This is a genomic window from Okeania sp. SIO2F4, from assembly GCF_010672385.1.
Lineage (GTDB): Bacteria > Cyanobacteriota > Cyanobacteriia > Cyanobacteriales > Microcoleaceae > Trichodesmium.
The window spans coordinates 1-3405 of record NZ_JAAHGT010001015.1; the positions used below are offsets into that span (position 1 = coordinate 1).

Sequence of the window (3405 nt, forward strand, 5' to 3'; positions counted from 1 at the left end):
GTTTTCAGCAAGTATCTACCAAATTAGTATGATACTATAGTATAGTTGAATAACTAATAATTAATAATTAAATTTATTTTGAATTGAGACTAACTATGATTCGTCCCTACTCTTCTCCCTGTTCCCTATTCCCTATTCCCTATTGCCTATTGCCTTTACTGTAGTATGATAGAGTAAAAACAACTGTCAAAATAAGATAAAATAAATGACTAATTTAGCCAAAGAATTTAGAGAATTTGAATATAATGCGTGGCAACAATCTGTAGACCAATATAATAATTCTTTTGGTTCTCTAACTAATCAAATGATTGAACCACTTCTGAATGCTGTGAACCCCCAAACAGGAACTAAAATACTCGATATTGCTACTGGACCTGGTTATGTCGCTGCCGATGCTGCTAAACGTGAATGTCAGGCAATCGGATTAGATTTTTCTGATGCCATGTTAAAGAAGGCTAAACAACTTAATCCTGACCTAGAATTTATTCAAGGAGAAGCCGAATATTTACCTTTTAAAAATGAAGAATTTGATGCTGTTGTGATGAATTTTGGCATCTTACATTTGGCTGAACCTCAAAAAGCAATTAATGAAGCATTTCGAGTGCTGCGTCATCCAGGAAAATTTGCTTTTACTGTCTGGGATGTAATGGATAAATGTATTGGAATGAAGCTAGTTTATGAAGCAATTCAAGCTTATGGTAATTTAGAAGTAGCTCTTCCTGAAGGACCTCCATTCTTTTATTTTAGTGAAGAACAAAACTGTATTTCTGCATTACAAAATGCAGGTTTTTCTCATTCTTTAGTAAGCAAATTTTCTTTGACTTGGGAATTAACAAATGCTGATGAATTGCTTGATGCTTTTTATCAAGGCACGGCAAGAACAGGTGGTTTGCTTCGCAATCAAACTGAGGAAAATCTTGCAAATATTAGAGCTGCTATTCGTCAAACATCACAGCCTTATTTTGATAAAAATAAATTGGTTTTACCGATGTCTGCTTTAGTGGCATCAGGAACAAAATTATGACTAATTTGGCAGGATTTTGAAATACAAATTTTATTGGGTAATATTATATAGAACTTACGCAAAGAAACCCAGTTGCTAGGATAAATTGTTGGTAGGAACAATAAACATCTATGAAAAAAAAGTAGGTTTCTGAGTACTCGTGCGTAAGTCCTGATATAGCGCTAAACCAAAGTTAGAAGTCAGTAGTCAGAAGTAATTTATGACTGAGTTTGAGCATTTATAAAATGTCAAATACCTATTTGCGTAGTGCTATACTAGGAGAATTTTTTTGTCAACTCATAAAAACCTCTCTCCAAACCTCTCTCCTCCTAGGAGAGAGGCTTTGAAAGCCCCATTCCCTTGTCGGGAAGGGGGTAAGAGGGTTAGATTTTTAGGGTTCATCGGTTCCATGCGGTACTTCTAAAACAGCTTCTTAAATAATATCTTGTTTTGCCAACTCTTCAATAGTTGCAACTTGAGTTTCAATAAAATGTTTTCGTTCCACAACTCCACTATCCATAGTATTAGCAGGATAACCATGAAACTGACGATAACTTTCTGCGTAAGCATCCCAGCGTTGTCTTGCTAACAAATTTTTCATTCCCACTTGACGACGATAGTTGCGCAGAGCAGTAATATCAATTTCTGCATAAGCTGCCATACTTTCCCCTTGCCCAGTTTCTGCTAATATTAAACCTCGATAGTCGAGAATTTTGGAACCCCCATCAACCGAAGCTTCAGCAATAGGAGTATTGGCAATACCAGCAGTATTAGCAGAGACAACATACATCATATTTTCCACAGCGCGGGAAACTTTGGCAGCTTCTTTCGGCGATCGCGCTTGCCCATAAATTTCCGAGGTAGGATGGAGTAAAATTTCTGCCCCCCGCATCGCCAAACATCGCGTCACTTCTGGGAATAAAATTTCATCAGAAGCGACAGCAGCAAGATTACCGATCGCTGTTTTAGCCACAGGAAACACACCCTCTAAACCGTAACAGTCAAGATATTTATCCCAAACATCGTGGGGAGTAGGAGCAAACATGGAATTGAGACGGCGGTAGCGTAATACCATATTACCACTAGGGTCAAAAACAAAGCAGTTTTGAAAATATAGTTCCGGAAAGTTGGAGTCCAGTTCGTAAGCATTACCTGCCAGAAAAATAGCATTTTTTTGGGCAATTTCTCCCAGGCGATCGTAGATGGGGTCTGTCATTTCCAAACAAGCTTTTTCTGCCCAACTTGTCAAAGACTCCGCCATCGGGAAACTTGTGAGAAAATATTCTGGTAACAAGACCAATTTACAGTTTGGGCCAATAAATGCTTTACTCCCAGCTATTTGTTGGGCGATGCGGTTAATACTTTGTTCGATGAGCGATCGCGCTTCTGAGCGGCCATTGGCCTGATTTACTGCCTCAGCTTTAACCTGGAGGGCCAAAGCTTGGAAAGGGGGTATTTGATGAATAGCTTCGATCATAGTTTGCTAATACAGTTTCACGGAAGTTAAAAGTCGGTAGTCCTGCATAGTAATCTTATATAAGCACGAGAGCAAGATTTTCCCACTGCCATACCTGGTCATTTCAGTTAGCTGAAAAATTTGCACTTTTTTCCCGACCAAAATCCTAAAAACTTTATATATCAGTGCTTTGAAATTAGATTTGCCTGCCCTACTTGACAAATCCCAGACTTTAGTGATGCACAACCGATTTTTCCTTCTTCCTTCTTCCTTCTTCCTTCTGCTATAAAAAAGGGGCGCAAAATATTACGCCCCAGAAAAACATATAACTGTAGTTAAAGTGCAAGAACTAAAAATAGTTTACTCAAGATAGCTTAAGCAGCTGGATCTTGATCTTGATTTATTTGCCGTTCTATAGTATGAATGGCCGCATTAAGTCCAGCCAACCTGGTTTCTAGGTCATCTCGCATCCACTTGAGGAATTTTAGTTTATTCTCCTGGTGGGCCTTACGAGATTCTGGTTGAAAAAAGTCCCAACTACAGCAGGACTTAGTAAAGAATGGAAACATGGACAATACTCTCAACTCATCTTTACTTAATATTTTGAAACAAAAATTCTGGAAATGAAGGAATAATTATTAGTTTTTTCGGCGTTGGTGAATAAAAGTATGATTTTACAGGAGTTAGGAGTCAGGAATTAGGAGTTAGGAGTTGGGAGTTAGGGTAGTCCTGCATGGTAATGGTAAGGATATAATATATATTTTTTAATTTCTCCGACACTCCGAATCCCCCCAATCTCCGAATCCCCCCAATCTCCGAATCTTCCCATCTCCGAATCTCCCCATCTCTCCATCTCCTCACACTCCCGGTGCTTCCTTTAGCGAAGACAACGTAAAGACCACGCGCTAAAGACTGCAAGGGCGTTAATCCAAGACGCGGAGCGGCC

Annotated in this window: 3 protein-coding genes; 1 reads left to right on the forward strand and 2 read right to left on the reverse strand. The window is 38.9% G+C overall.

The features are described from left to right. The first annotated feature begins 205 nt into the window (after positions 1–205). On the forward strand, positions 206–1024 hold the full coding sequence (locus F6K22_RS36460; protein WP_293109550.1) for a class I SAM-dependent methyltransferase: 819 nt from the start codon (positions 206–208) through the stop codon (positions 1022–1024). Positions 1025–1436: 412 nt separating this feature from the next. Here the strand turns inward: F6K22_RS36460 and F6K22_RS36465 are convergent, their stop codons facing one another. Both F6K22_RS36465 and F6K22_RS36470 read right to left on the reverse strand, forming a co-directional pair. Then, positions 1437–2480, reverse strand: coding sequence for a nitrilase-related carbon-nitrogen hydrolase (locus tag F6K22_RS36465; RefSeq protein ID WP_293109552.1), 1044 nt, complete (start codon positions 2478–2480; stop codon positions 1437–1439). 669 nt (positions 2481–3149) lie between these two features. After that, positions 3150–3405, reverse strand: a 256-nt coding sequence (locus F6K22_RS36470) for a hypothetical protein (protein WP_293109554.1), incomplete at its 5' end; no start/stop codon positions are given.